Origin of the sequence: Streptomyces sp. NPDC006510 (assembly GCF_040611955.1) — a bacterium.
Lineage (GTDB): Bacteria > Actinomycetota > Actinomycetes > Streptomycetales > Streptomycetaceae > Streptomyces.
Genome location: NZ_JBEXPH010000344.1, coordinates 1 through 4,938 on the forward strand (window position 1 = coordinate 1; position 4,938 = coordinate 4,938).

3 protein-coding genes are annotated in these 4,938 nt (G+C 72.2%); all 3 read left to right on the forward strand.

The window, feature by feature from the left end; translation table 11 throughout:
* Positions 1–809, forward strand: an 809-nt coding sequence (locus ABZY11_RS42815) for a glycoside hydrolase family 18 protein (protein WP_356484358.1), incomplete at its 5' end; no start/stop codon positions are given.
* A 214-nt stretch (positions 810–1,023) separates the two neighbouring features.
* Positions 1,024–4,347 carry a right-handed parallel beta-helix repeat-containing protein gene (locus ABZY11_RS42820; protein WP_356484359.1) on the forward strand — a complete coding sequence of 1,108 codons (3,324 nt, stop codon included), beginning with the start codon at positions 1,024–1,026 and terminating at the stop codon, positions 4,345–4,347.
* The coding region (locus ABZY11_RS42825; RefSeq protein ID WP_356484360.1) for a S8 family serine peptidase at positions 4,344–4,938 on the forward strand (595 nt) is incomplete at its 3' end. The genes ABZY11_RS42820 and ABZY11_RS42825, both read left to right, overlap by 4 nt.

The following is a 4,938-nucleotide window of genomic DNA, read 5'->3' on the forward strand; positions in this document are numbered from 1 at the left end:
GGTCGTTCGGCGGCTGGACCTGGTCCGGCGGCTTCGGTGAGGCGGCGAAGAACCCGGCCGCGTTCGCCGAGTCCTGCTACAATCTGGTGGAGGACCCGCGCTGGGCCGATGTCTTCGACGGCATCGACATCGACTGGGAGTACCCCAATGCCTGCGGTCTGACCTGCGACACCAGCGGACGCGAGGCCTACGGCAACCTGCTGGGGGCACTGCGCGCCAAGTTCGGGACGGACAACCTGGTCACCTCGGCGATCTCCGCCGACGGCTCCGACGGCGGCAAGCTCGACGCGGTCGACTACGGCGGCGCGGCGAAGTACGTCGACTGGTACAACCCGATGACTTACGACTTCTTCGGTGCCTGGGACGCGAAGGGGCCGACCGCCCCGCACTCCCCGCTGACCTCCTACGAGGGCATCCCGAAGGACGGCTTCAACAGCGCGGCCGCCGTCGACAAGCTGAAGGCCCAGGGCGTCCCCGCGTCCAAGCTCCTGCTCGGTATCGGCTTCTACGGCCGCGGCTGGACCGGTGTCACCCAGGACGCGCCCGGGGGCACCGCCACCGGCGCCGCCCCCGGCACGTACGAGGCCGGCATCGAGGACTACAAGGTCCTCAAGAACAGCTGCCCGGCGACCGGCACCGTCGCCGGCACCGCGTACGCCAAATGCGGCACCAACTGGTGGAGCTACGACACCCCCGCCACCATCGCCACCAAGATGAACTACAAGAACGAGCAGGGTCTCGGCGGCACCTTCTTCTGGGAGCTCAGCGGTGACACCACCGACGGTGAGCTGATCAAGGCGATCAACTAGTCACAACACCAGGGGCGGGGCGGCGGGCCGGTCGGCTCTCCGCCCCGTTTCGTCCGTGATGGGGTGATCCGCGCGGAGCCCAACAGGGCGTGGTTCACGCGGCGTTCCCGCTCCGGCCGAAGCTCCGGCGCATCGCTCCGGCATGATGGAGCCGCACCCGCTCCGACAACGTGTTCCCAGGACCGCGGTGTGGCCCCAAGGAGGAGGATTCCGCTTGTCACGCCAGGTTCTGACGGTCTGTCCCGAGCGGCCCGACGGCTTTCGAACGATCGGTGAGGCGCTGGCCAGAGCGCGCAACGGCGCCGTGATCAGCGTCCGTTCCGGCACCTACGCCGAGAGTCTGGTCATCACCGTCCCCGTCACCGTCGTCGCCGAACAGTCCCGCGGCAGCGTCGAGATATGCCCGCCCCACGGCAGTGCCGTGGTGCTCCAGGCCGAAGCCGTGATGCTCACCGATCTGGTGCTGCGCGGCCGCGACGAGGAACTGCCGGTGGTGGACGCGCCGCGCGGCCAGATCGCGATGGACGGCTGCGACATCACCGGTGCGTCGTGGACCGCCCTGCTGGCCCGCGGGGCCGGCTCGGTGGCGCTGCGGGACTGCCGGGTGAGCAATCCGCGCGGCGCCGGGCTGGTGGTGACCTCGGCGGTGGAGAGTTCCGCCGAGTCCTGCACGGTCGAGCACCTGGGCACCTCGGGCGTGGTGATCGGCGAACGCGGCCGGATCACGCTGCGCGGCTGCACCATCCGCGACGCCCGCGCCAACGGGGTGCTCGCCAACGGCGAGGGACAGGGTTCGGTGGAGGAGTGCGACATCTCCTCCACCGACAAGCCGTCCATCGCGCTGGAGGAGCAGAGCACCACCCAGATCCTGCGCACCGTGGTCCACGACACCGCTGTCGGCATCCATCTCTCCTCGTCGGCCCGGACGGTGTTGGAGGACATCCGGGTGACCGGCACCAGCGGGCCGGGCATCGTCCTGTCCGGCGGTACCGATCCGCTGCTGCGCCGGTGCCGTACCGCTCGTACGAAGGGTTCCGGTCTGCTCGTCTCCGACCGGGCCCGGGGCACCTTCGAGGACTGCTGGCTGGATTCGGCCGAGGACGCCGCGCTGCACGTACGGGGCTCGGCCTCCCCGGTGCTGATCGGGCTGACCGTGCGGGACAGCGCGCAGACCGGTGTGCTGCTGGAGGAGGAGTCGGTCGCCGAGCTGGACCGCCTCGAAGTGCTCGACGCGGGCGGCGCGGGCATACGCATACGCAGCGGCGCCAATCCGCTGGTGCGCCGGGCCAGGATCGGCGCCGCCAAGGGATACGGCGTGGAGGTCGTCAAGGACGGCCGGGGCCGGCTGGAGGACTGCGAGATCGAACGGCCCGGCAGCACCGGGATCCGGGTCGCCGACAACGGCAACGTCTATGTCGGCGGGGGCGCCGTGCACGGTGCCGCGCACGGCATGTCGGTGGCGGCGGGCGGCAGCGTAGCCGTCCGGGACTGGGACGTCCGGGAATCCACGGACACGGGTGTGGTGGTCGAGGACGGCGGCGAACTGACCGCGACCCGGCTGCGGATCGCCGCCGCGACGGGCCACGGGGTGCTGCTGGCCCAGGGCAGCCGGGGCGCCTTCACCGCCTGCGAGGTGAGTGGCTCGGGCCGGGACGGCTTCCGGGTGGAGACCACGGCCGCGGTGTCGGTGGTCAACTGCACCGCGCGGGACAACGAGGGCGGCGGTCTGGTGCAGGCGCTGCCGGGCGAGCGGCTGGCGGTCGAGCACCTGAGCAGTACCGGCAACGGCAAGCGGGACGCCTGGGGGCTCGGCGAGGCCGAGGGCACCGATCCGGCCGGTACGGGCGCCTCCGGCGACGGCTCGGGGGCGGGCCGCGAGGACGGGCCGCTGGCCGAACTGGACGCGCTGATCGGCCTGGAGAACGTCAAGCACCAGGTGCGGACGCTGGTCAATCTGATCCAGCTCGCCCAGCGGCGCGCCCGTCTCGGTCTGCCGGCCCCGCCGATGAGCCGGCATCTGGTCTTCTCCGGGCCGCCCGGCACCGGCAAGACCACGGTCGCCCGGCTCTACGGGGCGATCCTCGCCGAACTCGGCGCGCTGCCCTCCGGCCATCTGGTGGAGGTGTCGCGCGCGGACCTGGTGGCGCAGATCGTCGGCGGTACCGCGATCAAGACCACCGAGACGTTCAAACGGGCGCTGGGCGGGGTGCTGTTCATCGACGAGGCGTACAGCCTGCTCTCGGACGGGCGGGGTTCGGGCGCCGACTTCGGCCGCGAGGCGGTCGACACGCTGCTGAAGCTGATGGAGGACCACCGCGACGACGTGGTCGTGGTCGCCGCCGGGTACGCGGACGAGATGCGTGACTTCCTCGGCTCCAACCCGGGGCTCGCCTCGCGCTTCTCCCGGACGGTCGAGTTCGAGAACTACGCGGTGCCCGAACTCGTCGCGATCATCGAGAGCATGTGCGCCCATCACCGCTACGAGCTCGACGAGTCGACGCTGGGCGCACTCGCCGCGCACTTCGAGCGGATGCCCCGGGACGCCGGTTTCGGCAACGGCCGGGCCGCCCGGCAGGTGTTCGAGGAAATGGTGGACCGTCAGGCGTACCGGCTGGCCTCGCTCCCCGACGCCGACGAGCAGGATCTCACCCGGCTGCTGCCCGAGGACGTCGGCGAGGAGGCCGCGGTGTCCGGGCAGCAGGCCGACGGCGGGGCGGAGAGCGACCCGCTGGCCCGGCTCGGGGACATGGTGGGTCTGGCCGCCGTCAAGCGTGATGTCACCGATCTGGTCAATCTGCTGGCCACTGCGAAGAAGCGGGAGGCGGCCGGGCTGCCCGCGCCGCGGATCAGCCACCATCTGGTCTTCACCGGGCCGCCCGGCACCGGCAAGACCACGGTCGCCCGGCTCTACGGCGAGCTGCTGAAGTCGCTCGGTGTGCTGCCGCGCGGCCAGCTCGTCGAGGTGGCCAGGGCGGACCTGGTCGGCCGGTACGTGGGACACACCGCCCAGCTCACCCGGGAGGTGTTCGACCGGGCCAGGGGCGGGGTGCTGTTCGTCGACGAGGCGTACACGCTGACCCCGGAAGGGGCTTCGGGCAGCAGCGACTTCGGGCGCGAGGCGGTGGACACGCTGCTGAAGCTGATGGAGGACCACCGCGACGAGGTGGTGGTGATCGTCGCGGGCTACACCGGTGAGATGGAACGCTTCCTGGCGTCCAACCCCGGTCTCTCCTCGCGGTTCTCGCGGCGGGTGGAGTTCGCCGACTACTCCTCGGACGAGCTGGTCACCATAGTCCGCCAGCACGCGGCCGCGTCCGGCTACGAGTGCGCCGCGGGTGCGGGTGCGGTCATGCGGGAGTACTTCGACGCGCTGCCCAGGGACCGTTCGTTCGGCAACGCACGGCTGGCCCGGCAGGTCCTGGAGGGCATGATGACGCGCCAGGCGGGCCGGCTGAGTGCCATGGCGGCGCCCGGTCTGGACGATCTGCGGCTGCTGCTCCCGGAAGATGTCGTACGCCTGCAGGCGGTGCCCGAATGACGCCGGGCAGCGGTGTGCGCCGCGGTTCCGGCCGCCGCACCGGACGGGTTCCCGCCGCGGCGCTCCTGGTCGCCGCGACGGTGCTGCCGGTGGCCGGCCCGGCCGTCGCGGCCGACGGCGAGAAGGTCAGGCTGCCGGTGATGCCCGCACGTCTCGATGCCGGTGATCCGTGCACCGGCGGGTCGCAGGCGCGGGCCACGGCGGTGCCGTGGGAGCAGCAGAACCTCCAGCTCGCCCGTACCTGGGCGTTCGGCAGGGGGGCGGGGGTGAAGGTCGCGGTGGTGGACACCGGGGTATCGGCGCAGGCGCCGACGCTCGCGGGCCGGGTCTCGGCGGTGGGTTCCGCCGGGCAGGACTGTGTGGGCCACGGGACGTTCGTGGCCGGGCTGATCGCGGCGGCGCCCGCGAAGAACGTGCGGGTCGCGGGGGTCGCCCAGGAGTCCCGGATCATCGCGGTGCGGGGCACGGACGAACGCGGTACGGCGACCGCGGCCTCGGTCGCCGCCGGGATCCGGGCGGCCGCCGACGCGGGGGCGAAGGTCGTCCAGGTCTCCCCCGCGCTGGTCGTCGACTCGGCCGGGCTGCGTGCGG